Source organism: Streptomyces sp. NPDC003300, assembly GCF_040610915.1.
Classification (GTDB): domain Bacteria; phylum Actinomycetota; class Actinomycetes; order Streptomycetales; family Streptomycetaceae; genus Actinacidiphila.
On record NZ_JBEXNE010000004.1, the window covers coordinates 382,365 to 406,482 of the forward strand.

The following is a 24,118-nucleotide window of genomic DNA, read 5'->3' on the forward strand; positions in this document are numbered from 1 at the left end:
GGGTCGGATCTGAGCGGACCGGTTCCTGACGGGGTGGCTCGGGACGGGTCGGTTCCGGGCGGGTCGGTTCCGGGCGGGTCGGCTCCCGGCGGACCGGCTCCCGGCGGGTCGGCCCCCAGCGGGTCGGCTCCCGACGGACCGGCTCTCCGCAGTACGGAGGCCGCGCGCCGCGCCGTCGAGGCCGTCTGGCGGATCGAGTCGGCCCGCGTCGTCGCGGCCCTGGCCCGTTACACCGGGGACTTCGAGCTGGCCGAGGACGTGGCGCAGGAGGCCCTGGCCGAGGCGCTGGTCGGCTGGTCACGCGACGGCACACCGGCGAACCCGGTGGGCTGGCTGCTCGCGACCGGGCGGCGGCGGGCGATCGACGCCTTCCGCCGCCGCTCGGCGCTGGACCAGCGGTACGCGCTGCTCGCGGGGGAGGCGGCCGAGGACGCGGGTACGGGCGCGGCCACGGGAAGGGCCGCGGGCCCGGATACGGGTGTGGGCTCGGCGGCCGACGCCGACCTGCCCTGGGACCCGGACCGTATCGACGACGACATCCTGGCCCTGATGTTCATCTCCTGCCATCCGGTCCTCTCGCCCGAGGCCCGCGTGGCCCTGACCCTGCGCGCGGTGGGCGGCCTGGCCAGCGAGGAGATCGCGCGCGCCTTCCTGGTGCCGGTGCCGACCGTCCAGGCGCGGATCACCCGTGCGAAACGTACGATCGCCGCCGCCGAGGTCCCGTTCGCCCTGCCCCCGGCCGAGGAACGGCGGGAACGGCTCGGCGGCGTCCTCAGCGTGCTCTACGTCATCTTCACCGAGGGGTCGACCGCGACGTCCGGCGACGACCTCCTCCGCCCCGACCTGGCCTACGAGGCGATCCGGCTCACCCGCGTACTGGCCGCCCTGCTGCCGCGCGAGCCCGAGGTGCACGGTCTGCTCGCCCTCTGCGAACTGACCGCCGCCCGCTTCCCCGCCCGCACCGGCCCCGACGGCGAGGCCGTACTCCTGGAAGACCAGAACCGGCGCCTGTGGGACCGCTCGGCGATCCGCCGTGGCCGGGCGGCTCTCGAACGCGCCTCCACCGTCGGGCGCGGCCTCGGCCCGTACGGCCTCCAGGCGGCCATCGCGGCCTGCCACGCCTCCGCGCCCTCCGTCGCCGCGACCGACTGGGAACGGATCGTCGTGCTCTACGAAGCCCTCGGCCGTATCGCCCCCTCGCCGGTCGTGGACCTCAACCGCGCGGTCGCCGTCGCGATGGCCCACGGGCCGCAGCCCGCCCTCGACCTCGTCGACGAACTCGCCGCCGCCGGTCACCTCTCCCACTCCCATCTCCTCCCCACCGTGCGCGGTGAACTCCTCGCCCGCCTCGGCCGCACCGCCGAAGCCCGCGCCGCACTCCACCTCGCCGCCCGCCACTGCCCCAACACCCGCGAACGCGCCTTGCTGCTCCGCAAGGCCGATGCCCTGCCGATGCCGTGACCCCGTCCGGGCGTCAACGGTGCGTCGGTGGCGGTGGCGGTGCGTCGGTGGCGTCAGCGGTGCGTCGGTGGCGGTGGCGGGGTCGGGGTGGGTGCCGGTGCCGGACCGGCCGGGCCCGTGCTCGACCGGGGCGGCGGGCGCGTCACGCCGTGAGGACGACCTTCCCGGCGACCGTCCCCGACTCGGCCAGCCGGACCGCCTCCGCCACGCGTGCCAGCGGCAGTTGGGCCGCGACCCGGGCGGTGACGTCGCCGCGCTGGAGCGCGGCGAAGACCTCGGTGAGGTCGGCGCGCAGCCGGGCCCGGAAGCGGTCCTTGGCCAGGGCCTTTCCGGCCCAGAGGTTGTAGAAGTAGGCGCGGCGGCCGTTGGGCAGCGTGTTCCAGACCCAGACGCGGGCGATGATCTTGAGCACGGGCCACTGCTTGGAGCCCTCGTCGTTGAGCGTGGACGCGGTGCCGTAGGAGACGAGCGTGCCGCCGGGCGCGAGCAGCCGCCACGAGTCGACGACGCCCCGGCCGCCGACGTGGTCGAAGACGGCGTCCACCCCGCCGGGCGCGAGGGCGCGGACCTGGGCGGCGACGTCACCCGCGCGGTAGTCGACCGGTGTGACGCCGCGCTCCCTGAGCGCGTCGTGGTGCCGTACGGACGCCGTGCCGATCACCTTGACGCCCGCGACCCGCGCCAGTTCGACCAGGACGGAGCCGACGCCGCCGTTCGCGCCGAGCACGAGGACGGTCTGTCCTGCGCGGACGCGCGCCTTGCGGTGCAGCATCTGCCAGGCGGTGGCGCCGTTGACCACCATCGCCTCGGCCTCGGCCGCGCCGACCCCCTCGGGCACCGGGACGGTGTCGGCGGCGTCGACCACCACGTGGCTGGCCCAGCCGCCGGTCTTGGTGAGCGCGGCGACCCGCGTGCCGACCAGGTCCGTGCCGACGCCCTCGCCCGCCGCCTGCACGGTGCCGACCAGGTCGTAACCCGGCACGAAGGGGAACGGGGGCTGGTCGTAGTAGCGGCCCCTGCGCATCTGCTGCTCGGCGAAGGAGACGCCGGTGGCCTCCATCCGCACCACGACCTGGCCGGGGCCCGGCGTGGGGACGGCGCCGTGCCTGACCTGGAGGCCCTCCGGCTCGACCTTGCCGGGCAGGACGACCTCGGTGAGTTCTTCGGTGGTGTTCATGGCGGCCTCCGCTGCGAGCTGCTCGTTACTGACGTTTGCGTTCGTTAGAAGTTCTAACACCTCACGATCGGGAGTGTCAATAGCGTTCGTGATAGCCTCTAACTAACGGGAACGCGGGCACGACGCTCGGGCACGACGTACGGGAAGGAGGCAAGGCCAGTGGCTGAACCGGGTACGACCACCAGCACCCCGCGCGAGCGGTACCGGGCCCAGGTCCGCGAGGAGGTCAAGAAGCACGCGTGGGAGCAGATCGCGACGGCGGGCGCCTCAGCGCTCTCCCTCAACGCCATCGCCAAACAGATGGGCATGAGCGGCCCCGCGCTCTACCGCTACTTCGCCGGGCGCGACGAACTCATCACCGAGCTGGTCAGGGACGGCTACCGCAGCCTCGCCGACACCTTCCTCAGCGTCCACGCCGCAGCCTCGGCCTACGACTCCCGGCCCGAGCTGGTCGCCCTCGCCCACGCCCTGCGCGGCTGGGCCCTGGAGGACCCGCACCGCTACTTCCTCCTCTACGGCACGCCCGTCCCCGGCTACCACGCCCCCGACGACATCACCGGCATCGCGTCCGAGATCATGGCCGTCCTCCTGGACGCCTGCGTCGCCCTCGACCCCGACGCCACCGCCCCGGTCACCCCCTTCGACACCCACCTCGCCACCCACCGCGCATGGGCCGACCCCCACCCCGCCCCCACCACCGCCCTCCACCGCGCCCTCACCTGCTGGACCCGCCTCCACGGCGTCCTCTCCCTCGAAGCCGCCGGCCACTTCACCGGCATGTCCCTCGACCCCGCCCAGCTCTACGAAGCCGAACTCCACGCCCTCCTCAAACCCTGAGCTCACCGCCGCGCCAGGGCAGTTGGACCTATTCTGGGAATCGGCAGAGGCGCGACACGAAGACGCGATACGGACGGGGGGCCGGATGTCTTTTCTGCGGTTCGCGGGCGACGAGGTCAAGGACATGGCACGCAAGCTGGAGACCAGCGGCGACCAGATGAAGAGCGCTTCGAAGGAGATGAAGCACGCCAACACCAAGGAGATCGGCCACTCCGGCCTGGAATCGGCGTGTGACGACTTTGCCGACTCCTGGGACTACGGATTCGGCCAGCTCTCCAAACTCACCCAGGGCGTCTCGGAGTTCGCGAATCAGGCCGCCGAGGAGTTCGCCAAGATCGATCAGAAGCTCCTCGACGAACTCAAGAAGGCGGGCGAGGGCGGCGGCGAGTAATCCGTCCGCCGCTCGCCCCGCGGGCTCACTCCCCGCGCCTCGGCCTCAACCGTCGTGCTCCTGGGACGGATTGAAGGTGAACGTCCGCCCGATGTGTGCGAGCCGCCCGCTGTAGGAGTCCAGCAGGAAGAGCGACGGCGTCGAGATCGTCACGTAGACGCAGTAGTCGCGGGGCGCCGGGACGATCAGTTGCAGCGCCGCCACGGGCAGCGTCGGCCGTATTGTCGCCGCGGCGCCGGTAGGATCCTCGACTCCGGCCGCGGCGGCCATGCCCGCGGGGAGCGTCAGCAGCCGCAGCGAGGTCGACATCACGCCGGGCCCCGCGGGCAGCTTCGCGGCGATCAGGATGTCCTGCCTGCCCTGCACACCCTTGCCCAGAGGGAAGTTCAGCTCTTGAAGCCGGCCCTCGCGTGCGAAGAGCTTGCGCTGCTCCGCCTGGAAGATCGCCTCGGCGGCGAGCAACCGGTCCCGGTGCGTGCTGGGCCGTACCGTCACGGCCAGCAGGCCCATCGACAGGCGTTCGTCGCCCTCCACGTCCTCCGTACCCAGGCACATCGCGGTAAGGACGACGGTGTCCCCGCTGCCCGCGGCCAGACCCGGCAGACTGGCACGCATCTGCGCTCCCGCAGAGGCCAGTTGCTCCTCGTCGGCGTCGGGCATCAACGTGGCCAGCGCCTCGTGCCAGCCTTCGGACTCAGTGGGTTCCGGCAGCCGGATGAACTCGTCGGGTACCTGGTATCCGAACGCGTACGGGATCTCCCGCCCCGCGCCCTTTGCCGTGCCTTGGGCAGTCGGGCCGCTCACGCCGCTGTCCCGTACTGCCCCTGCTCCAGCCCCTTGGCGAAGCTGTTGCCCGCTGACGTCAAGGTCGTGGGGACGTCGAACGTCGGGCCGAGCGGGCCGGGCGCCATGACCGTGGGACTGTTGTCGGGCGCCTTGTAGTTGACGAATCCGGCGATCGGCCCGACTACGGGGATGTCGGAGATGTTCCAGTCGCCGTCGGTCCACCGGCCGTCGTTCGCGTTGGACCCGAGCGCGAAGCCCGCGCCGGTGACGGTGCCCACGAAGTCGAACACCTTGCCCGTGGCCACATACGTCCAGCCCTGCCCTGCCATGCTGAAACCGCGCAGGGTGTTGGCGACACCGCTGGGTATCTTGGCGATGTTGCCCAGAGCGCCGGGCCGGATCTTGCCGAGCGTCGCCACGATGCCTTCCGCGACCCGCAGTTCACGCCCCGCCTGTACCATCGCGCGCCCGGCCTTCATCATGCTGCCGCCCGCCAGACCGATACCGCCCGCGATCACACCCGCGGCGTCCCAGGCCAGAGTCTGCCAGGTCACACCTTCGGCGCCGCCGATCATCGCGGCGCTGTGCGCGGCGAGCGCGCCCACGCCGACGATGAAGCCGATCAGGCCGAGCGCCCCCACTCCGGTGCCGAGAGCGAGGGCGACCAGGCAGATCACGCCGATGACCATCGCGACGTCGGCGAGTATGTCGCCGACCAGTTTCCAGAAGTTCGGATCGGACAGGACGTTCCACGCGTCGGCGAGGAAGTCGGTGACGCTGTCGACCAGATTGTCGAACCAACCCGGCTTCGGCGGGGCGTCGTCGGTGGCGTCCTTCAGCGCGCGCGCCGTCGAGTCGGCCGCGGTGGTGTACTCGACGTGCAGAGTACGGGCGCGCCCCCGGACCGACTCCAGTTCGCCGTGCGCCGTGTCGTACGCCTGCTGCTTGCCCTTCTTGTCCCGCTCGTGCGCTTCCTTCTCCGTGTCGGACATCGTGGAGGTGTCCGCGGGAAGACCGGTCAAGGAACTCTTGGTCGAGTCGACCTTCCGCGCCGCGGCAGCCGCCTCTTCCTCCAGCCCGCGGGCCCGCGACTGGAAGCCGTCCAGACTGGTCTCCCAGCCCGCCAGGGCCCGGTGCGCCGAATTCACCGCGTCAAGGGCCTTCTTGAGATATGGCGGAATCTTTTCCACGGACTCCGTGAAGGCATCGGCGGACTTCCCCACCCATACACCGTCCGAGGTGCCGATCTTGCTCAGTTGGCTCTGGGCGCTGCCGCTATTGTGGGCCACTTGCCCCACCGCGGAGACCATCAGACGGACGGTTTCCAGATCCCCCGGAGCCGGATCGAAGCCAAGGTTCGGATACTTCAACGAGCCCACGCTCGCCCCCCATCCGCATGACGAACTCATGCCGCTTCGTTCAGAGATGACTTTTTCTTGACCAAGCTATAAGAAGATCCTTGCGGTATGGATGGTTCCGCCGAGTCCCGGATGCGGGCCCGGCGGCGGGGACCGGACAGAAGGTCATGCCAGACCACGGAGGCCGGAGGTCGTGATGTTCGTGGAGGCTCAGCTCAAGGCGCTGATGCGGGACGGGGCGCGGGGGGCGGCGCGGCATGAGGCGCGGAATCTGGTGGGGTCGTGGCGGAGATTCGCGGCGTTCGCCTTTGTCGCCGAGCAGTACGGCTACCGGTACGAGGGGATGGCGGCGACGTCGCCGAAGGGGAGTCCGAATCCGTATTTCGGGTTCCGGCGGGAGGCGGACGCGGCGGAACGGGCGACCCTGGCCGCCGCGCGGTATCCCGAGGGACTGCGCGGCGGCCAGTTGCCGGGAATGCGGCCGGGACGGCGGCGGCTGCGGCCGTCGCCGGAGGTGCGAGAAGAGGTCGAGCTGCTGCACGCGCGTATTCAGGTGGACTACGCGCGAGGTCATCGCAGGCGCGGCCTGATCCAAGTAGTGGTGCTGCCGCTGGCGTTGCTGATCCCGCTGTCCCAGTTCGGGTTCACGGCGGGGCCGTTGCTCGTCTGCGGCGGTGTCTGGGCGTTCTTCGTCGGGTTGTGGGGGCTGGGGGTGCTGCTGTCCCGGCGGCGGTTGGTGAAGTACGGCGCCGTGTTGCGGGCCGCTGACCGGGCCTAGGGGGTGGGGGCGGGGAGGGCTATGCGGGTGGTGGCGGGGGTGTGGGGGAGGGGGTGGCGGCCGGTGAGGACGGGGAGGCCCGTGGGGTCGGCGTACAGCTCGTAGCGGTAGAAGGCGACGGCGTACGCGGTGAGGGCGTCCTGCTGGTGGGCGGGGGTCAACTCCTGCGCGGGGCAGGTGCTGTCGTCCTCGCCGAGCGAGGCCGGCGGGGTCCAGGACCGGTTGTAGTAGTTGTGGTTGGCGTGCTGGAGAGAGACGGAGAAGTCCGTCACGGTGTTCAGGCCCGCGATGTCGTCCAGATACTCCTGGCCCTGCTCGTGGACGGCTCCGTCACAGGTACTGGTGACGACCGCGAACGGCACCTTCGTATCGAGGGTGTCGCTGTTCTCGCCCTCCGGGTAGTCGAACTTGACCGGCGCCAGCGCGAGAACGGCCTTCACCCGTACGCCCGTCGGCCACTCGGCGCGGTGCTTGTCGGACGCCTGCCACATGGCGCCCTTGCCGCCGCGCGAGTGCCCCAGGGTGCCGACGCGCGTCATGTCGACGTGGCCGGTGAACGCGGGCGCGACCTCGCGGCCGGTCGCCGGGTCGGTGAAGCGGCCCTTCAGGGCGCCGCCGCCGTTGGCCAAGTCCCGCCACAGCCGCAGGTGTTCATTGATCAGGCGGGCGCGGTCGCCGTAGTCGAAGGACGTCATGTTGATGGCGTCGGCGCTGAGCGAGACCACGACGAAGCCGCGCTCGGCCAGCGCCCGGCCGAGGTAGTCGTAGCCCCGGTAGCTCGGGTACGGGTGCGAGCCCGCCGGGCACGGCCAGGTCTGCGCGTCCGCGTCGTCGCAGGCGTACCAGGAGCCGTGCGACATGACGACCAGCGGCAGCCGCCCGGTCAGATGACGCGGGTAGTGCACCACGGCCCGCACCTCGCTGACCGTGCCGGACTCCGGATCGGTGAACGCCGTGTCCCCGAGGTCGTATTCGGCGGTCCCGACGCCGGCGGCGGTCGTGGCGGCGGTCGTGGCTGCGGTCGTGGCGGCGGTCTCGGCGGTCGCATGCGGTACGGCGGCGACGGCCGGTGTCTGCGTGCCCGCCGCCAGGAGCCCGGCGGCCAGCAGCAGCGAGGCCGCCGCCGTGCGGACGGTGGATCGAAGAGGAGATCTCATACTCCGGTCAACACGCTGGAGCACCGCCCGAGTTGCCTCACCGGCCCCAGGCGTGTCAAAGACGACCCCCAGCGCCCTACTTGCCCTTCAGGATCTTCGCCAGCGACCGGTCGAGGGAATCGGCGAGCGGCCCCGGGTCGATGGACGAGCCGCCCCCGCTGAACGGACCGGTGTCGGAGATCCAGTCGTGCAACTGCGCCTGGAGAAGCTGCGTGAGAGCGCCGTAGTACGGGGTGCGGGGGCGCTGCACCGCCTGGGTCAGCGCGGGCAGCAGCGTGGAAGCGGCGTACGCGGGGCGGCCGTCGGCGTCGCGCGGCATGTCGAGCGACTCCGACGACGCCGAGGCCCCCGGACTCGGAGAGCCGCCGGAACCGCCGGAACCCCCGGAACCCCCGGAACCCCCGGACCCCTTCGTGCCCGGCGCGAGCGTGCACCGCACCTTCGCGTCCTTGTACGCCGACTCCCGCGTCGCCGCGAATCCGGCGTCCAGCAGGCACCGCTCCGACTGCGCGTCCGTCAGGTACTTGACCAGGTCCAGCGCGTACTTCGCGCGCGGCGACCCCGCCGCCACGGCCAGATTCTGCCCGCCGAGCACGGCCTTCCCCGGCAGCCGCGCCACCTGCATCTGCGACGGGCCGAAGGTCCGCGACAGCGCGCCGTACGCGTACGGCCAATGCCGCAGGAAGACGGTGTGCCCGGCCGCGAAGTCGCCGAGCGATGTCGACTCGTCGGAGGTAAGCGCCTCGGGCAGCGTCTCGTCATGGCCCGCGCGGGACTTCAACTCGCTCAAAGCTGCCCGCAGTTTCGCCGGGTCGGCCGTGTAATGACCTTCGGCGTCCGCGAGTTGGACCCCCACCGAGGCGAACGCCTCGATGGCGTTGACCGTCAGCCCCTCGTACGCGCCGAGTTGGCTCGTCCACCCCGCCATGTAGCCCTTGGGCTGGTGGTCCTTGTCGGCGTCGACATCGCTGATGAGCGTCTGGAGCTCCTGCCAGGTGGTGTCGGCCTTCGGGAAGCTCGCCGGATCGATGCCGATGGCCTTGATGGTGTCGGCGCGGTAATAGAGCAGCCCCACATCGCTGTTGAAGGGCGCCGCGTAGGTGTGGCCGTCCCACCGTGCGGTGCCCGCGACGGACGGGATGACGTCCCCGTCGTCGAGATTCATCTGGTGGTCGAGCGGGCTGATCAGCCCGGCCTGCGCGAACTCCGGCACCCAGGTGACGTCCAGATTCACCACGTCGTACGCGGAACTGCCGGACTGGAGCGCGCCGAGCAACTGGCTGCGCTGCTGGTCGGCCTCGCCGGGCAGCTCGACGAGCCGCGCCGGGTGCCGCCTGCCCTCCGGCGTCCCGTTCCACTGCTCGATGAGCTGCTGGCGCACCCCGTCGCTGCCGGTCACGTCCAGACCGCTGGCCACGATGATCTCGCCGCCGCCGGTCGTCGTGGGCTGCGCGGCACGGCCCCCGCCGCCCCCGCCGGTGCACGCGGCGGCGGCGAGCGCGAGCAGGCACAGGGCGGCGGCGGTCGCCGCGCGACGCCGCCTCACCGGGCGTTCCCCGTTCCCGCGCGGGCGACGTCGTCGCGCAGCTCCGAGACCTGGCTGCTCGACGCGTTCAGACAGCGCCCGCCGCTGGTCCTGGCGATCTGCGCGCCGACCGAACCGGCAGCGCAGCCGCCGCCCGGCGCCAGGGACACCCACTCCACCGGTACGGGACGGGCGGCGATCCGCGCCAGCAGGTCGGGGAGATCCCGGCCCTTGAAGTGCTCGTCGTCCTCGTCGTCGGTGATGTAGACGATCAACTGCGCCCCGCCCGTGGCCTTCTGGCGCTCCGTCATCTCGGTGAGCGCGGCGTCCAGCGCGGGTCCCGGGTAGGACTCCTCGTCCACCAGCTTCGTCGCCTTGACCTCGCGGCGGATACCGGCCAGGTCGGAATGCCTGCCCAGCGGCACCAGTTGCTGCGTCGGCGGTTTGTCGACCACCGTCCACACGCCGTACGCGTCGTCCGGCCCGAAGGTGTCGAGCGACTGCGACAGCAGGTCGAGGGCGCCCGCGGAATTGCTCCAGTAGGTGTCCATCGAGCTGGACTTGTCCAGCAGATACAGCACCCGGCCGGGGCCGAGCGCGTGCCGGTAGCGGTCCAGCGCACTGCCCACGGCGGCGGCGTACCTCGCCAGCCACTGGGCGTCGGGCGGGTAGGTGCCGGGCATGACCGTACTGCCGGGAACGACGGCCCCGGAGCCCGTGTCCGTCGCCGTGCCGCTCGCGGAACCGCTGGTGGTGCCGGTCGCGCCCCCGGCCGTCCGGTAGCCGTCGTCGGTGAAGACCTTCTGCCCGGCCGCGCCGGTCAGCCAGGTGTGGAAACGGTCGACGGCGTCCTTCCTGGCCGTCGCGTCGCGCTCCGCGCCCTTCCACGTGACGTGCACGAACGGCAGGTCGAGCGGCGCGACATCGGCCGGATACTGCGGCGCGCGGGGATGGAGCCTGTTGTTGTCGCAGCCCACCCGCGCCTTGGCGTCCGCGTGCGTGTTGAACTGCGTCATCACCTGCTCGGGCACCAACACCGCCGCGTTGTCCTTCAGTTCGGGGTCCGCCCCGGCCAGCGCGCACATCAGCGCGTACGAGTCGGGCTGCGCGGGCCGCAGTTGGGCCGCCTGCCGCTCGAACTGCCCCACGACCGCGTCGCTCACGGGCGCGACGCCGTTCTGCCCGTACACCCCGACCGTCGCGAGCTGCGCCGAATCCGTGGACTCGGGATCGGCGCGGAGCACCGGCACCGACTTGGGGTTGTTGCGCTTGAGCTGGTCGAGGAGCTGACCGAGCGGGGTGCCCGTGACCGAGGCCGGGGTACTGGCCAGGGTCGTCGGGATGGCCAGCACGACCGGGGTGTACGCGACCGGGCCGAGCGAGCCGAGCTCCACGTCGTCGCCTTTGCCGACAAGGGACTTGGCGCGGGCCAGGGTGACGTCGGAGCCCGGTATCCAGATGTCCGGCTGCGCGCCGATGTCGCGCTGCGGGCGCAGTTCACCGGTCGAGCGCGGCGTACGCCAGTCGGCCGCGTGCTGGAAACCGGTCACCGCGTCGGCGGACTTGGGGTCGACCAGGCTGATCCCGGAGCGGCGGCAGCCGCTCCCCGTATGGTTGGCGCCCGAGGTCAGATACGCGGCCACGGCCTTCTTCACGGTCGGCGCCGCGTCCGGGTCGGTGAGCAGCCGCAGTTCGACCGGCGGCGCGCAGGCCGTACTCCCGCCGACCCAGGTGTAGACGCCGTAGCCGCCTCCGGCGAGGAGCACCGCGAAGGCGGTGAACAGCGGGATCAGGACCTTGAGGTTGTGGCCCTTGCCGGGACCGGCTGTGCCCGAACTCTCCTTACGGGGACGGCCCTTGCGCTGCTCGCGCTCCCCAGGACGGCCGCGCTCCCCACGGCTTCCCCGCTCCCCGCGACCACCCCGTTCTCCACGGCTTCCGCGCTCTCCGCGACGGCCCCGTTCTCCGCGGCTTCCGCGCTCTCCGCGACGGCCCCGCCCCGTACGCCCCTCGCCCGCGCCGATCCCGGCCGCCGCGAGCGCCGCCCGCCACCAGGCCGCCCGGCCCGCGGCGTTCCGCCGGTCGATCTCCTCCAGCAGCCGCGGCGAGAGCCCGAGCAGCACGTCCTGCCGGGACTCGGCGGCGTGGTGACGCGGCACCCACGGGTCGTCGCCGCCTTCCGTGAACTTGTGCCGCATCGCCTCGTACAGCGCGGCCGACAGCGGGATCAGCTCGATCCGCGCGGCCTCTTCCGGCCCGACGTCCTCATCGGTCCTCGGCAGCCCGTCGTGCAGCAGCCGGATGAGCTGTTTGGTGTACGGCGTCGGCTCGTGCCCGTTGCCCCCCGGTATCCGGCGGTTGATCTGGACGGCGGTCAGCACCGAGATACGGTCCCTGCCGCGGTGCAGCGTGCCCGGCTTGAATTCGAGCAGCGCGTTGCCCGCGTAGCAGCAGTCCAGGATCACCACGATCCGGTCGACCAGCCGGCGTTCGGCGATGTCCCTGAGCCTGGGCAGCACATGGCTGCTCCAGGACACCGCCTCCGCGTAGTCGTCGCGGCCGATCCTGCGGGACTCGCCGACCAGCAGGTGGAAGTTGTCGCCGTTCCGGTCCACTCCGCCGTGTCCGGCGAAGTAGAGCAGGAACAGGCCCTCGGCGGCCTTGGCCTCGTTCTCCAGGTGCGAGAGGAATTCGAGCTGGGTCCTGGGGAGCACCTGCCGGACCTCGTTGGCCCCGAACACCCCTCCGGCCATCAGGGTTTCGACCAACTGGCCGAGGTTGTGCCGCACGCCCGGCAGGTCGTCCAAGTGGTCGTACCGGTACACCCCGAAGAGCAGTGCGCGATTGGCCTTGCCGCGTGGGTCGTAAGCATGCGAGGACACGATGGCTAGGTGTTCCTTCCGCCTTCGTCGTCCTCCGGCTCCTCGTCGGCGTCGTCCGTGTCGTCCGCCCCGTTGCCCCCGTTGGCTGCCCCGGCCCCGGCCCCGGCTCCGTCCCCGGCCCCGTCGCCGCCGTCGACCCCGTCGCCCGCGCCGTCCGCCTGGACGTCGGTCACCATGGGGTGGTCGTCGCTGCTGCTGTTGGCCGCCCACGCGTGGGCGGCGACCTTCGCGCGGTTGTAGAGGTCCTCGAAGACCGGGGTGATGGCCGCGCCCGCGATCACCAGCACCAGTTCGACGAGGCCGCCGCTCATCGGCGGGCCGTCCCGCCGCTCCTCCGGGTCGTGCCGCCCGCCGTCGTACTCGCGGACCTCCGCCGTGAGCTGATGCGCGGCCTCGGCCTACGCGAACCAGTCCTCCAGGCTCAGCCAGCGGTACAGCGCTTCCAGATCCTGCGCGTCGTCGCCAGTGACCCGAATCCGGATCCTGCGGCCCGGCTCCCCGTCCCCATGAGTCATAACTCACTACTCTTGCACGGACGCTGACACTCCGTCACTACCTTGCGCCGACGCGCCCCCACGGGTGATCCGCCGGCCCCCACGGGCGATCCGCCGGCCTCCACGGGTCGCCCGCCGGCCCCCGCGGGGCCGGTGCCCTGGGCGCGACGGCGAGCCGGCCCTTTCGGGGGCGCGGGGAACCGCGCGCTCAGCCACGGTGTTCGCGCAGGTCACCACCGGCCCCAGCGGGGTAGTCCGGCTGTCGTCGGGCCACCGGCCCGGTGGTGGGCTGCTCGCGCGGTTCCCCGCGCTCCTTCGGGGCGCGCGCGGCCGTGACGCTTCCCGGCCGTCGGCCGGAGGGAGCGGAGCCGCGGCCGAGGGCGGCCGAGGTCACGGCCAGCGCCAGCGCCGCCGCGGCGAGGGCCGCGCCGAGCCAGTTCGGGGCGGTGTAGCCGAGCCCGGCCGAGAGAAGGAGCCCGCCGAGCCACGCGGCCAGCGCGTTGCCGAGGTTGAAGGCGCCGATGTTGACGGCCGAGGCGAGCGTCGGGGCGCCGGACGCCTGGTCGAGCACCCGCTTCTGGAGCGGCGGGACGGTCGCGAAGCCGAGCGCGCCGATCAGGAAGACGGTCACGGCGGCGGCCACCTTGTTGTGCGCGGTGACGGTGAAGAGCGCGAGGACGAGCGAGAGCCCGCCGAGCGTGGCGTAGAGCATCGGCATGAGCCGCCGGTCGGCGTACCGGCCGCCGAGCAGATTCCCGCCGACCATGCCGAGCCCGAAGAGCACCAGCAGCCAGGTGACGGACGAGTCCGCGTAACCGGTCACGTTCGTCATCATCGGCGCGAGATACGTGATCGCGGCGAAGACGCCGCCGAAGCCGAGCACGGTCATGGCCATGGCGAGCAGCACCTGGACGTTGCGGAAGGCGGCCAGCTCGTGCCCGAGGCGTACGCCCTCGGGCCGGGGGATCTCGGGGACGAGCTTCGCGATGCCCGCGAGGCCGAGGACGCCGAAACCGGCGACGACGAAGAAGGTGACGCGCCACCCGGCGGACTGCCCGACGAAGGTGCCCAGCGGTACGCCGACCACGTTGGCCACGGTCAGGCCGGTGAACATCATCGCGATGGCCCCGGCCTTCTTCTCCGCGGCGACCAGACCGGCCGCGACGACCGAGCCGATGCCGAAGAAGGCGCCGTGCGCGAGGGAGGCCACGATGCGGCCCGCCAGCATGAGGGCGAAGGTGGGCGCGACCGCGGAGACGAGGTTCCCGGCGATGAAGAGCCCCATCAGGAGCATCAGCATCCGCTTGCGGGAGATCTTGGTGCCGAGCACGGTCATCAGCGGCGCGCCGACGACGACGCCGAGCGCGTAGCCGGTCACCAGGAAGCCCGCGGTCGGGATGGACACCCCGAAGTCCCCGGCGATGTCGGGCAGCAGCCCGATGATCACGAATTCGGTCGTGCCGATGCCGAAGGCCCCGAGGGCCAGGGCGAGCAGCGCGAGCGGCATGGGAAACACCTTCCGGAGGAGAGGGGACGGAACCGGCGGTACGGACGGGTACGGGACCGGTGCGCGGTTAACCAGCGCCCACAATAATTGCAGACGCGGGGTAAGTGCAAACGCCGCCTATTGCGGAAGCGGGCTATCCTGAAGGCGCGGCCGACGACGACCGCGGGACCGACCGGCGCGAACCGGCCGGTCGGGGACGAGGGTGGTGCGAGCCGCCGCGAGGCCGGTGGAGGAGCCGAGGATGACCGAGACCGTGGCGCTGGCCCAGGGCTGGTGCGCGCTGTCCCTGCTGCACGGCAGGATCGAGGCGCACATCGAGCGCGCGCTCCAGGCGGGGCACGAGCTGAGCGTGCGCGAGTTCTCGCTGCTCGACGTGCTCAGCAAGCAGCACAGCGGCCCCGGCGGCCACCTCCAGATGAAGAAGGTCGCCGACGCGGTCGTGCTCAGCCAGAGCGCCACGACCCGGCTGGTCAGCCGCCTGGAGGACCGCGGCCTGCTGGTCCGCTACCTCTGCGACACCGACCGCCGCGGCATCTACACCGACGTCACGGAGACCGGGCTCGCCCTGCTCGCCGAGGCCCGCCCCACCAACGACCGCGCCCTGCGCGAAGCCCTCGACGAGGCCGCCCGCGAGCCCGAACTCGCGCCGCTGGTCCGTACGGTGGAGGCGCTCGGCGCCCGCTGAGCCCCGACCGCCTGACGCGTACGGCCGGGGCGACGAGCCATCAGCCGAGCCGGGCCGGGCCGAGGCCGTGCGCCCCGGCCACCCCTCGCCCGCACCCCCCACCCGTGATCCGCCGGGTCCGAGGCCGTGCCGCCCCCGGCCCGCACCCCCGCCCGCACCCCTGCCCCGTGATTCGGTGAGGAAATCGGCGAGGAACGCCCTTGGGCGGTCGTCGCAAGGGTCCGGCGGGGGGCGGCAGGGCGATATGAGGAGATATGTACGCCATCCGAGTGGCCTGAGTGGTATCAGGCGATTTACGCTGTGTGAGGATGCGGCAGCTTCGGGGCGGAGACCCGAAGGACATCCGGTGGTAGAAGCGACTGCACTCAGCAAAGGAGGTGGCTGGAATGGCCACCGAATCGACCAACCCGACGACGGGAATCGATACCCACCCGGACCTGATGGCCCTTCGGGGCCGGTACGAGGAAGCGGCGGCGAAGCCATGGGCCGGTCTCGTTGAAGGTCTGGCCCTGCTGGCCGGGCTTTACCTGGCGATCTCGCCGTGGGTGGCCGGATTCACCGGCTTCCACGCTCTCACCGTGACCAACCTGATCCTCGGCATCGCCCTGGCCGTCCTGGCCCTGGGCTTCGGCTCCGTCCTGGAACGTACGCACGGACTGGGCTGGGCCGCCGTGGTGATCGGCGCGTTCACGATCGTCGCACCCTGGGTGGTGTCCGGTAGCCCCCACGTGCACAAGACCATCCTCAGCAACGTGATCACCGGAGCGGTGATCTGCCTGGTCGGACTCGCCACGATGGGCATGGGCATGCTCGGCCGTAACCGGTCCAGGAGCCGCGGGCTCCCGGCCGGCGGCGGCCGGATGGGCTCGGACCGCGCGGAGCGCGGCTTCAGCTCGGACCGCGCGATGAGCACGGACCGCGGTGCGCGTTCCGACCGTGGGCTGGGCGCCGAGCGGAGGATCGACCCCGAGCGAAGGATCGATCCCGAGCGCTGATCCGGTACTGAGTCCGGAGCACCGACTCCGGAACCCGGTGGTACGGACGACCGCGAGGCCGCCCGTACCACCTTCACGTACCATCCGCCCCACCTACCACTCCTGAGCGCTGTTGTGAAGGGCTCGGGGAACTGAGATGCCGTGCGCTGTCCGTATGAGTGACAATGCGCCGTATGAAGATCGGCACCGACGGTGAACTCCCCGCCCCCGAGCGGGATTTGGGCTCGGACCCGGCTGTCTCGGACCCGGCTGTCTCAGGCCCGGCCGCCCCGGACCCGGCCGCCTCGGACCCGGCCGCCCCGGACCCGGCCCCCGACGTGATCGTGCGCCGCGCGACGGCCGCCGACGCGGACGCCCTCGTACGCCTCAGAGCGGTGATGCTCGACGCGATGGGCACGCGGGTCGGCGGGGACGACGCGCCGTGGCGGGCGCGGGCCCGTACGTGGTTCACCGAACGCCTCGCCGCCACGGGCGAGTTCGCCGCCTTCGTCGTGGACGACCCCGAACTGGGCGTGGTGAGCAACGCGGTGGGCGCCTGCGACCGGCACGCGCCGGGCCCGACCAACCTCAGCGGTCTGCACGGCCACATCTCCAACGTCTGCACCGACCCGCGCCGCCTGCGCCGCGGTTACGCGCGGGCCTGCATGGAGGCGGTGCTCGACTGGTTCGCCGACGAGACCCAGGCGCGGGTGATCAACCTCAACGCGACCGCGGACGGCGCCGGTCTCTACACCGGCCTCGGCTTCGCGACCCCGCCGCACCCCGCCCTCCAGGTCCGCCTCGACGGCACCATCGCGCCGGTCCCTGTCATTCGTCAGGAGCGGACCGGGCCCGGCGTCTCCTAGCGTCAGGCGGTGACGGCGGCCGGCGCGACCCGGCCGCCGACACGACGGCCGGCGGGGGTCCGGCCGCGGACGGAGGGACATCACCATGCGCAGGATCACGCGGGGCGCCGCCGCGCTCGCAGCTCTGCTGGCAGTACAACGGCGGCGACTGCCGGATCACCCTGGAGCTGAACGACCACTGGTCTTACAACCTCACCCCGGTCAACTCGATCGTCTTGAACCGGCCCTGACCTGGGGCGGCGTGGCCTCGGCCGTCACCGCCCGCGTCGCGGGTCCACCGCGCAGCAGCGACGCGGTGGCGGCCAGCAGGCCCATCCCGGCCGCCGTCGCGAAGACGATCACCAGCCCGTGGTGGAAGGGCGCCGAGATCAGGTGCGGGAAGAACTCCTTCCCGGTCAGCACCGCCCTGTTGTGCGCGGGCAGGGTGTCCAGCACACCGGTCGGCCCGAGCAGCGTCTGCACCGGGTTGACCCCGAGGAAGGCCGAGAAGACCGTCGAGACCGGCGGCAGCGACGCCGCGTGGTGGGCCACGTCCGGGGGCACGCCCTGCGCCCGCAGCCCGCTGTCCAGCGCCGACGGCAGCCGGTCGGCCAGGCCCACGATCAGCAGCGAGAAGAACACCCCGATCGACAGCGACATCCCGGAGTTCTGGAACGTCGAGCGCATCCCGGACGCCGCGCCGCGGTCGGTGGCGGGCACGCTGCTCATGATCGCCGAGGTGTTCGGCGCGGAGAACATCCCCGAGCCGATCCCGTTGCACATGATCAGCAGCGCGAACGCCCAGTACGAGAACGTGATCGGCAGCAGGAGCAGGCCGACGAAGCTGAGCGAGAAGACCAGCAGACCGCCGGTGGTGAACGCCCGTACGCCGTACCGGTCGGACAGCCACCCGCACAGCGGCCCCGCGATCAGGAACCCGGCGGTCAGCGGCAGCAGGAAGATCCCGGCCCACAGCGGCGCGTCGTCGAACGCGTAGCCGTGCAGCGGCAGCCAGATGCCCTGGAGCCAGATGATCAGCATGAACTGGAGGCCGCCGCGGGCGACCGCCGCCAGCAGCGAGGCCGCGTTCCCCGCGGCGAAGGCGCGGCTGCGGAACAGCGCGAGCCGGAACATCGGCTGCGCCACGCGCGTCTCGACGACCACGAAGACGATGAGCAGCACGACGCCGGAGATCAGCCCGGTCAGCACCTTCGGGCTCAGCCAGCCCATGGTGTGGCCGCCGTAGGGCTGGATGCCGTAGGTGATGGAGACCAGCAGCAGACCGAGGCCGACGGCGAAGGTGAGATTGCCCCACCAGTCGATACGGGACTGCCTGCGCGTGGAGGTCTCGCGCAGCGAGCGGTAGGCCCACACGGTGCCGAGGATGCCGAACGGCAGATTGACCCAGAACACCGCCCGCCAGTCCCACGCCGACAGCAGCCCGCCCAGCACCAGGCCGACGAACTGGCCGGACAGCGCCGAGATCTGGTTGATGCCCAGCGCCATGCCGCGCTGCTCGGCGGGGAAGGCGTCGGTGATGATCGCGGCGGAGTTCGCCATCAGCATGGAGCCGCCCACGGCCTGGACGATCCGCCAGCAGATCAGCCACATCGCGCCCGCGCCGCCGTGCGCGGGGTCGAAGGAGAGCGCGACCGAGGCGAGGGTGAAGACGACGAAGCCGAGGTTGTAGATCCGCACCCGGCCGACGATGTCGCCGAGCCGCCCGAGGGTGACCACCAGGACCGCGGTGACCAGCAGATACCCCATGATCATCCACGGCAGGTAGCTGATGTTCCCGGCCGCGAACGGGTCCAGGTGGATGCCGCGGAAGATCGCGGGCATCGAGATGATCACGATCGAGGAGTCCACGGTTGCCATGAACATCCCGAGGCTGGTGTTCGACAGCGCGATCCACTTGTAGCGGTCGGGGCGGGGGCCCGCGGGGCCGGGACCGGGCGGGGCGGCGCGGGCGGGTATGTCCGAGGGGTCGGGCTCCGCGGGGTCAGACACGGCGGGTGATCCTCTCCAGCAGGGGAATCGCGTCGGCCAGCAGCCGCTGCTCCTCGGGGGTCAGCTCCTCGTCGATCGCGCGGGCCAGACGGCGGGCGCGCTCGGCGCGGGCGCCGTGCAGGCCGTCGAGACCGGCCTGGCTGAGGGAGACGACGATGCGGCGGCCGTCGGACGGGTCGGGGTCGCGGACGACCAGGCCGCGCTCCTGGAGCACGCCGATGATCGTGCACATCGACTGCGGCCTGATGCCCTCGCCCGCGGCCAGCTCCGTCGCGGTGGCCGGGCCCTCCCGGTCCAGCCGGACCATGGCCGAGATCTGCGAGAAGGTCAGCTCCCCGTCCGGCTTCACCTGCCGCAGCCGCCGCACCAGCGGGCTCAGCGCCACGCGCAGGTCCACCGCGATGCGTCCGGCCTCGGCCGGACGACCCGGACCGGCCGGACTTCCCGGACCGTCGGGACCGGCCGGGCTGTTCGCCGATGCGGACGCGCCGCCCGCCGCGCGGGGGCCGGGGCTCGCGCTCGCCGCCGTACCGGCCGGGCTCGCCGCCGTACCGGCCGGGCTCGCCGCCGTACCGGTCGGGTCGGCCGCGGTGCCAGCCGCGTCGCTGCTGGTCGTCATGATGATCAGTATAAACTTATCAGTCCAGGCTTATGGTATAGCTGGCGCATGACTGTTTCCCCCAGCGGTTCGCTGACCGCCACCACCGTCACGATCACCGGCCACGGCGGCGACGAGATCGAGGCGTACGTGGCCCGACCGGAGGGCGACCACCGCCGCGGCGGTGTCGTCGTCATCCACCACCTGCCCGGATACGACCGCCCGACCAAGGAGATGACGCGGCGGTTCGCCGAGATGGGCTACGACGCCGTCTGCCCCAACCTCTTCCACCGCGAGGCCCCCGGCGCGGCCCCCGACGACGCCGCCGCGGTCGGCCGCGCCAACGGCGGGGTCCCGGACGAGCGGCTGGTCGGCGACGTCGAGGGCGCGGTCGCGTACCTGCGCGCCCTGCCCACCTCCAACGGCAAGGCCGGCGTCATCGGCCACTGCTCGGGCGGCCGTCAGGCCGTGCTCAGCGCCTGCCACCTCGACGTGGACGCCGCCGTCGACTGCTACGGCGCCTTCGTCACCGGCACCGTCCCCGAGGGCTTCGTCCTGCGGATCACCAACCTCGTCGACCAGCTCCCCAGCCTCCGCGCCCCGCTGCTCGGCCTGTTCGGCGCCGCCGACAGCCACCCCAGCCCCGCCGAGGTCGCCGAGTTGGAGCGCATCCTCACCGACCTCGGCAAGGAGTACGAGTTCCACAGCTACGAGGGCGCCGGGCACGGCTTCTTCGCCGTCGACCGCCCCAACTACAACGTGCCCGCCGTCCAGGACGGCTGGGAGCGGATCGCGGACTTCTACGGCAAGCACCTGGAGGGCTGACCATGTGCACGTACTCCACCGTCAAGGCCGAGGTCGAGGGCAGCGCCAAGGGGCCGGGCGGCTCCTGGTTCCACGTCACCGACGTGACCGTCTACTTCGACCACCCCGTGCACGCGCTGGCCGAGCACACCCTGAACATCGACTTCGCCGCCCCCGCCAAGGGGCCCTCGGCCCGCGTCGCCCTGGAGCTGACCGCGGACTCCGCGCGGGCGCTGATCACCGCGATCCAGGACGCGCTGGCGGCCGTGCCGCGCGAGATGGCCGTCTGACCACCGGGCCCGCGGGCCCAAGGCCCTTGCCGCGCGGCGGAGTTCGGGCCGGGCACCCGGCCCCGCTGCTACGCGACCCCGTCCTCTGTTACGCGACCCCGTCCTCGCTCTGCCGCACGCACGCCGACTCGCACGCGTCCAGTCGCGCCAGGCCCGCCAGTATCGTCCGCGCCTTCGCCTCCAGGCGGTAGGTGCGGGCGAGTTCCAGGGCCCGGTCCCAGTGCTTGCGGGCGGAGGCGGGGTCGCCGCGCTCGAAGTGCGTACGGGCCAGCACCTCCAGGGTGTCGGCCGCCGTACCGCGGTCCCCGAGCCGGTCCAGGATCGCGACCGTCTCCTCCAGCGCGGCGACCGCCTCGTCGTACCGGCCCACCGTGCGCAGCGCCTCGCCGAGGCTGGTGAGGCTGCGCGCCGTGCTGGTCAGCAGCCCGCGCTCGCGCCACATCCCCAACGCCCGCCGGTAGCAGGCGATCGCGGCGGCCGGGTCGCCCGCGCCCAGGTGCGCGTCACCGAGATTGCCCAGCACGGTCGCGACCCGGTCGGCGTCGCCCACCGCGTAATGCAGGTCGAGCGACTGCCTGCCGTACTCCAGCGCGAGATCGTGGTCGCCCAGCGCGTGGTGCAGCCCCGAGAGGTTGTTGAGGATCGCCGCCTGCCCCTGGAGGTCGCCCGCCGCCTCGAAGTACCGCCGGGCGACGCCCAGATGCTCAAGGCACGGGTCCACCCGGTCGGCCATGCCGTGCGCGACGCCGAGCCTGCTGTGCATCCACGCCCTGCCCTGGACGTCCCCGGTCTCCTCCACGCAGGCCATCGCCTCCTGGAGGCACAGGTCCCACTCACCGGTCCACCAGTACGCCTGCGCGTAGCCGAACAGACCCGCCGCCAGCCGCCACGCCACGTCGGGCCAGCGGCGCGCCGCCGCCAGCCGTATCGCCTCCTTGATCGCGGGCAGCTCCTTGACGCACCACCGCAGCGCGGCCTCCTCGCTGTCGAACTCCAGCGGGGGCACGGCCGGTTGCTCGTGCAGCGGCGGTATCGGATGGCCCTCGGGCGCGAGCAGGGCCGCGGTCCCGGCGACCGTGACCGTGTACCAGACCAGCAGGCGGCGCAGGCCGTTCTCGCGGACCCGCGGCGGCACCTCCTCGGCGGCGCGGGTCGCCGCGTACTCGCCCAACAGGTCGTGGAAGGAGTAGTGGCCGGCCCGCGGAGTCTGCAACAGGTGCGTGTCGACCAGCGCTTCGAGCAGGTCCTCGGCCGGCGCGGGGTCGCGGCCGATCAGCGCGGCGGCCGGGACGAGGTCCAGCGGATGGCCCGGCCACAGGCCCAACAGCCGGAAGGCGCGGGCCGCTTCGCGCTCGGCGGCCTGCGGGCTGTCACGCATCGCGAGATAGCTCATCGCGAAGGTGTCCTGCACGGCGAGGCCGCCCGCGGACAGTGCGTGCAGCCGGTCGCCCGCGCCGTCCAGCCGCTCCGCCAGCGCGGTCAGCGGCCAGTTGGGGCGGGCCGCCAACCGGGCGCCCGCTATGCGCAGCGCCAGCGGCAGTCCGCCGCAGGCCGCCAACACCCCGGCCGCCGCCGCCGGTTCGGCCGCCACCCGCTGCTGCCCGCACACCGCGACCAGCAGCCGGTGCTGCTCCTCCGCGCCCAGCGGCTCCAGCGGCAGCCGTACCGCTCCGGGCAGATCCGCCAGCGTCCTGCGGCTCGTCACGATCACCGCGCTGTCGCCGCGGCCCGGCAGCAGCGGCACCACCTGCGCCGCGTCGCCCGCGTTGTCCAGCACCAGCAGCACCCGGCGGCCGTGCAGCGCCTGCCGCAGCAGCGCCGACAGGTCGTCCGGGTCGTCCGGCAGCGGCAGCGCGCCGCCGGTGCCCGGCGCGCCGCCGTCGGCCAGATCGCCCAGGAACCGGGCCAGCAGGTCGCGCGGGCGGCGCGCGTCACCCGCGCCGAAGCCGCGCAGGTCGGCGTAGAGCACGCCGTCGGGGAAGTCGCGGCGCGCCCGGTGCGCCGCGTGCACCGCGAGCGCCGTCTTGCCTATGCCGCCCATGCCGGTGACGACCGCCACGCGCGGGGCGTCCGGGTCGCAGGGGCGTATCACCCCGAGCAGCGCGGCCAATTCGTCCGTACGGCCGGTGAAGTCGCCGGTGTCGGCCGGGAGTTGGGCCGGGGGAGTGGACGGCTGGGATTCCTGCGGGGCCGCTTCGTCCTCGGGGGCCGCCAGGATCTCGCGGTACGCGGCCTGCACCGAGGGGCCCGGCTCCACGCCCAACTCGTCGACCAGCGTGCGGCGCAGGTCGTGGAAGGCGGCAAGTGCCTCCGCCTGCCGGTGCGTTCGGTGCAGGGCCAGCATCCACTGGCGGTGGAACGGCTCGCGCAGCGGATGCGCCGCCGTCAGCGCCGCCAATTCCGCCGCCATTCCCTGATGGCGGCCCAGCGCCAACTCCGCGTCGAACCGCCACTCCAGGGTCTGGAGCCGGGCCTCCGCCAAATGCGCCGCGTACGCCCGCAGCGGGTCCGACAGCGCCGGTACGTCCGCCAGCGGGTCGCCGCGCCACAGCGCCAGTGCCGCCCGGCACTCGGCCAGCACCGCCGGCCAGTCCCCGTCCCGGTGCGCCGCCCGCGCCGCCGCGTGATGCCGTACGAACACCTCGGCGTCCAGCTCGCCGACCGCCACGTCCAGTACGTAGCCCTGCGGGACCGCCCGCAGGCGCGAACCCGGGCGGTCGTCCTCGGCCAACAGCCGTCGTAGCCGGGCCACATGATTGTGCAGCGACGCCGTCGCCGTCGGCGGGGGCTCCTCGCCCCACATCGCCGCCTTCAGGGCCTCCGGGCGCACCGCCCGGCCCGGACTGCTCAACAGCGCGGCCAGCAGTGCCCGCGCCTTCGCCGAGCCGACGCCGCCACCCTCCACGGTCACAGCTCCGAGCAGCTCGAACCGCATCCGTGGCCCTCTCTGGCCGTTCCCCCGAACGGCGCGTTAGCCCCATGTTAGCGGCCGGTTGGCGCCCCCCTCCATGCTTGACCTCCGGGTCCGGCCCGGCGGCGCGGGTGGGTCCATCCACCGCCGCAACGGGGGCGCGGCACGCCGCGGCCGGACCCGACCACTTCGCCCCCTCCCGCCCTCCGGGCGCGGGAAGACCGCCTCGCCTCTCCGCAAGGCCGTGCCCCTGCGTACGCCGCCGATGCGGTTGCCTTCGGGCCGGCAGCCCGGTGGGGGCGTGTCGCGCAGTTCCCCGCGCCCCTGGTGGGGCGGACCGTTTTTTGTCCGGGGGTCAGGCACGGGTTTTTAGGGGCGCGGGGCTGTGTTTGATGTGCGGCTGCCGCCGCGTGGGCGTGCTCAGCCACGGCGGTGGCGCGGGTGAAGAACCGGCCCCGGTGGGGCAGATGCGGTTGTTTTCGGGCTGGCAGCCCGGTGGGGGCGGGCCGCGCAGTTCCCCGCGCCCCCGGGTGGGGCGGACCGTTTTTTGTACGGGGGTCAGGCACGGGTTTTTAGGGGCGCGGGGCTGTGTTTGATGTGCGGCTGCCGCCGCGTGGGCGTGCTCAGCCACGGCGGTGGCGCGGGTGA

At 72.6% G+C, this 24,118-nt stretch carries 20 protein-coding genes; 9 read left to right on the top strand and 11 right to left on the bottom strand.

Annotation, left to right across the window (positions count from 1 at the left end; all coding sequences use genetic code 11):
* Positions 1 to 192: 192 nt before the first annotated feature.
* Positions 193 to 1,461, top strand: a complete 1,269-nt coding sequence (locus tag ABZX65_RS08820; RefSeq protein WP_355336442.1) for a DUF6596 domain-containing protein — start codon at positions 193 to 195, stop codon at positions 1,459 to 1,461.
* Positions 1,462 to 1,603: 142 nt separating this feature from the next.
* Here the strand turns inward: ABZX65_RS08820 and ABZX65_RS08825 are convergent, their stop codons facing one another.
* Positions 1,604 to 2,638 carry a medium chain dehydrogenase/reductase family protein gene (locus ABZX65_RS08825; protein WP_355336371.1) on the bottom strand — a complete coding sequence of 345 codons (1,035 nt, stop codon included), beginning with the start codon at positions 2,636 to 2,638 and terminating at the stop codon, positions 1,604 to 1,606.
* Positions 2,639 to 2,797: 159 nt separating this feature from the next.
* On the opposite strand from ABZX65_RS08825, the gene ABZX65_RS08830 reads away from it, so the two are divergent.
* Positions 2,798 to 3,475, top strand: coding sequence for a TetR/AcrR family transcriptional regulator (locus ABZX65_RS08830; protein ID WP_355336372.1), 678 nt, complete (start codon positions 2,798 to 2,800; stop codon positions 3,473 to 3,475).
* An 85-nt stretch (positions 3,476 to 3,560) separates the two neighbouring features.
* A complete protein-coding gene (locus ABZX65_RS08835; RefSeq protein WP_355336373.1) occupies positions 3,561 to 3,866 on the top strand; it encodes a hypothetical protein in 306 nt (101 codons plus the stop codon).
* A gap of 45 nt (positions 3,867 to 3,911) precedes the next feature.
* Here ABZX65_RS08835 and ABZX65_RS08840 read toward each other — a convergent pair whose 3' ends face one another.
* Both ABZX65_RS08840 and ABZX65_RS08845 read right to left on the bottom strand, forming a co-directional pair.
* The gene (locus tag ABZX65_RS08840) at positions 3,912 to 4,670 is read right to left on the bottom strand and encodes a hypothetical protein (RefSeq protein ID WP_355336374.1); all 759 of its coding nucleotides are present in this window, start codon (positions 4,668 to 4,670) and stop codon (positions 3,912 to 3,914) included.
* Positions 4,667 to 6,061 (bottom strand): putative T7SS-secreted protein, encoded by a 1,395-nt coding sequence (locus ABZX65_RS08845; RefSeq protein WP_355336375.1) that lies wholly within the window; start codon positions 6,059 to 6,061, stop codon positions 4,667 to 4,669. The genes ABZX65_RS08840 and ABZX65_RS08845 overlap by 4 nt, the downstream gene beginning before the upstream one ends.
* 145 nt (positions 6,062 to 6,206) lie before the next feature.
* Between ABZX65_RS08845 and ABZX65_RS08850 the strand changes: the two genes are divergently transcribed.
* Complete coding sequence (locus tag ABZX65_RS08850; RefSeq protein WP_355336376.1) at positions 6,207 to 6,788, top strand: hypothetical protein; 582 nt, start codon at positions 6,207 to 6,209, stop codon at positions 6,786 to 6,788.
* Here ABZX65_RS08850 and ABZX65_RS08855 read toward each other — a convergent pair.
* From ABZX65_RS08855 to ABZX65_RS08875, 5 genes are all read right to left on the bottom strand, one after another.
* Entirely contained in the window at positions 6,785 to 7,945 is a 1,161-nt protein-coding gene (locus ABZX65_RS08855) for an alpha/beta hydrolase (protein WP_355336377.1), read from the bottom strand. The two genes, ABZX65_RS08850 and ABZX65_RS08855, sit on opposite strands and share 4 nt — an antisense overlap.
* Before the next feature lie 76 nt (positions 7,946 to 8,021).
* A complete protein-coding gene (locus ABZX65_RS08860; protein WP_355336378.1) occupies positions 8,022 to 9,491 on the bottom strand; it encodes an extracellular solute-binding protein in 1,470 nt (489 codons plus the stop codon).
* Positions 9,488 to 12,352 carry a substrate-binding domain-containing protein gene (locus ABZX65_RS08865; protein ID WP_355336379.1) on the bottom strand — a complete coding sequence of 955 codons (2,865 nt, stop codon included), beginning with the start codon at positions 12,350 to 12,352 and terminating at the stop codon, positions 9,488 to 9,490. The genes ABZX65_RS08860 and ABZX65_RS08865 overlap by 4 nt, the downstream gene beginning before the upstream one ends.
* A 5-nt stretch (positions 12,353 to 12,357) precedes the next feature.
* Entirely contained in the window at positions 12,358 to 12,663 is a 306-nt protein-coding gene (locus tag ABZX65_RS08870) for a hypothetical protein (RefSeq protein WP_355336380.1), read from the bottom strand.
* Between the two features lie 391 nt (positions 12,664 to 13,054).
* The gene (locus tag ABZX65_RS08875; RefSeq protein ID WP_355336381.1) at positions 13,055 to 14,353 is read right to left on the bottom strand and encodes an MFS transporter; all 1,299 of its coding nucleotides are present in this window, start codon (positions 14,351 to 14,353) and stop codon (positions 13,055 to 13,057) included.
* A gap of 241 nt (positions 14,354 to 14,594) precedes the next feature.
* Here ABZX65_RS08875 and ABZX65_RS08880 point away from each other — a divergent pair, with 241 nt between their 5' ends.
* From ABZX65_RS08880 to ABZX65_RS08890, 3 genes are all read left to right on the top strand, one after another.
* Complete coding sequence (locus tag ABZX65_RS08880) at positions 14,595 to 15,038, top strand: MarR family transcriptional regulator (RefSeq protein WP_355336382.1); 444 nt, start codon at positions 14,595 to 14,597, stop codon at positions 15,036 to 15,038.
* A 386-nt stretch (positions 15,039 to 15,424) separates the two neighbouring features.
* Positions 15,425 to 16,033, top strand: a complete 609-nt coding sequence (locus ABZX65_RS08885; RefSeq protein WP_355336383.1) for an SPW repeat protein — start codon at positions 15,425 to 15,427, stop codon at positions 16,031 to 16,033.
* A gap of 173 nt (positions 16,034 to 16,206) precedes the next feature.
* A complete protein-coding gene (locus ABZX65_RS08890; protein ID WP_355336384.1) occupies positions 16,207 to 16,878 on the top strand; it encodes a GNAT family N-acetyltransferase in 672 nt (223 codons plus the stop codon).
* 201 nt (positions 16,879 to 17,079) lie between these two features.
* Here ABZX65_RS08890 and ABZX65_RS08895 read toward each other — a convergent pair whose 3' ends face one another.
* Together ABZX65_RS08895 and ABZX65_RS08900 are read right to left on the bottom strand one after the other, a co-directional pair.
* A complete protein-coding gene (locus tag ABZX65_RS08895) occupies positions 17,080 to 18,741 on the bottom strand; it encodes an MFS transporter (RefSeq protein ID WP_355336443.1) in 1,662 nt (553 codons plus the stop codon).
* Positions 18,742 to 18,859: 118 nt separating this feature from the next.
* Entirely contained in the window at positions 18,860 to 19,486 is a 627-nt protein-coding gene (locus ABZX65_RS08900; RefSeq protein WP_355336385.1) for a MarR family transcriptional regulator, read from the bottom strand.
* A 48-nt stretch (positions 19,487 to 19,534) separates the two neighbouring features.
* On the opposite strand from ABZX65_RS08900, the gene ABZX65_RS08905 reads away from it, so the two are divergent.
* Together ABZX65_RS08905 and ABZX65_RS08910 are read left to right on the top strand one after the other, a co-directional pair.
* On the top strand, positions 19,535 to 20,290 hold the full coding sequence (locus tag ABZX65_RS08905) for a dienelactone hydrolase family protein (protein ID WP_355336386.1): 756 nt from the start codon (positions 19,535 to 19,537) through the stop codon (positions 20,288 to 20,290).
* Between the two features lie 2 nt (positions 20,291 to 20,292).
* The gene (locus ABZX65_RS08910) at positions 20,293 to 20,559 is read left to right on the top strand and encodes a DUF6295 family protein (RefSeq protein ID WP_355336387.1); all 267 of its coding nucleotides are present in this window, start codon (positions 20,293 to 20,295) and stop codon (positions 20,557 to 20,559) included.
* 88 nt (positions 20,560 to 20,647) lie between these two features.
* On the opposite strand, the gene ABZX65_RS08915 is transcribed toward ABZX65_RS08910, so the two are convergent.
* The gene (locus ABZX65_RS08915) at positions 20,648 to 23,494 is read right to left on the bottom strand and encodes a BTAD domain-containing putative transcriptional regulator (RefSeq protein WP_355336388.1); all 2,847 of its coding nucleotides are present in this window, start codon (positions 23,492 to 23,494) and stop codon (positions 20,648 to 20,650) included.
* Between the last annotated feature and the right edge of the window lie 624 nt (positions 23,495 to 24,118).

What these genes read in the sequence shown, in the direction of transcription:
- ABZX65_RS08875 (WP_355336381.1), bottom strand. Translation starts at nt 14,353, where the DNA reads ATGCCGCTCGCGCTGCTCGCCCTGGCCCTCGGGGCCTTCGGCATCGGC.
- ABZX65_RS08850 (WP_355336376.1), top strand. Translation starts at nt 6,207, where the DNA reads ATGTTCGTGGAGGCTCAGCTCAAGGCGCTGATGCGGGACGGGGCGCGG.
- ABZX65_RS08870 (WP_355336380.1), bottom strand. Translation starts at nt 12,663, where the DNA reads ATGAGCGGCGGCCTCGTCGAACTGGTGCTGGTGATCGCGGGCGCGGCC.
- ABZX65_RS08845 (WP_355336375.1), bottom strand. Translation starts at nt 6,061, where the DNA reads ATGAGTTCGTCATGCGGATGGGGGGCGAGCGTGGGCTCGTTGAAGTAT.
- ABZX65_RS08855 (WP_355336377.1), bottom strand. Translation starts at nt 7,945, where the DNA reads ATGAGATCTCCTCTTCGATCCACCGTCCGCACGGCGGCGGCCTCGCTG.
- ABZX65_RS08885 (WP_355336383.1), top strand. Translation starts at nt 15,425, where the DNA reads ATGGCCACCGAATCGACCAACCCGACGACGGGAATCGATACCCACCCG.
- ABZX65_RS08880 (WP_355336382.1), top strand. Translation starts at nt 14,595, where the DNA reads ATGACCGAGACCGTGGCGCTGGCCCAGGGCTGGTGCGCGCTGTCCCTG.
- ABZX65_RS08900 (WP_355336385.1), bottom strand. Translation starts at nt 19,486, where the DNA reads ATGACGACCAGCAGCGACGCGGCTGGCACCGCGGCCGACCCGACCGGT.
- ABZX65_RS08895 (WP_355336443.1), bottom strand. Translation starts at nt 18,741, where the DNA reads ATGTTCATGGCAACCGTGGACTCCTCGATCGTGATCATCTCGATGCCC.
- ABZX65_RS08905 (WP_355336386.1), top strand. Translation starts at nt 19,535, where the DNA reads ATGACTGTTTCCCCCAGCGGTTCGCTGACCGCCACCACCGTCACGATC.
- ABZX65_RS08890 (WP_355336384.1), top strand. Translation starts at nt 16,207, where the DNA reads ATGAAGATCGGCACCGACGGTGAACTCCCCGCCCCCGAGCGGGATTTG.
- ABZX65_RS08915 (WP_355336388.1), bottom strand. Translation starts at nt 23,494, where the DNA reads ATGCGGTTCGAGCTGCTCGGAGCTGTGACCGTGGAGGGTGGCGGCGTC.
- ABZX65_RS08825 (WP_355336371.1), bottom strand. Translation starts at nt 2,638, where the DNA reads ATGAACACCACCGAAGAACTCACCGAGGTCGTCCTGCCCGGCAAGGTC.
- ABZX65_RS08835 (WP_355336373.1), top strand. Translation starts at nt 3,561, where the DNA reads ATGTCTTTTCTGCGGTTCGCGGGCGACGAGGTCAAGGACATGGCACGC.
- ABZX65_RS08910 (WP_355336387.1), top strand. Translation starts at nt 20,293, where the DNA reads ATGTGCACGTACTCCACCGTCAAGGCCGAGGTCGAGGGCAGCGCCAAG.